This is a genomic window from Thermococcus sp. ES12, from assembly GCF_012027515.1.
Taxonomy (GTDB): Archaea; Methanobacteriota_B; Thermococci; order Thermococcales; family Thermococcaceae; genus Thermococcus; species Thermococcus barossii.
Genome location: NZ_SNUP01000023.1, coordinates 1 through 533 on the forward strand (window position 1 = coordinate 1; position 533 = coordinate 533).

Sequence of the window (533 nt, forward strand, 5' to 3'; positions counted from 1 at the left end):
TGCCAGCATTCATTGAGGGATATCTCAAGGGGAAGGCTGAAAAGGAAATAATAAAACCAAGGTATGAAGCACTTAAAGTTGTTGGAAAAGTTAAAGAGATTTTGAGGGAATGGTGGGAACTCTAGCTAAAGCTTGCAAAACCTATCTCGTAGAGCTGGCGGAGCATGCGGAGAATTTTCTTGGCTGTGTGTTTGAAGCGGAAGTTGTTCTCGTACTTCTTCCAATTTGTGAACATCTCAATTATTGCCCCGCTGTTTAGTTCTTCGATGTTCTGAGGCAACTTTATTATCCTTTCATTGTTATTTTCCTTGAACTTTACATCGAACTCTTTTTCAATGCACATCTCCAAAACCTTCTTTAGCGGCCTCTCAAGCTTCTTTCTGTTGCCGTGGAACTTTGGAAGGACTTTTATGAGAAGTGCAAGGTCGAAGATTTCATTGTCAACTCTATTTTCATCGTTATTATTTTCAAACTTTACTATTCCCTCTTTCCAGCTCTCCTTCGCATTTTTGAAGAACAAAGCAATCTCATCG

The 533-nt window shown here is 39.6% G+C and carries 1 pseudogene; it reads right to left on the bottom strand.

The features are described 5' to 3' along the window. Positions 1 to 121: 121 nt before the first annotated feature. Positions 122 to 533 (bottom strand): annotated as a pseudogene (locus E3E37_RS10805) (hypothetical protein); the annotation flags it as partial.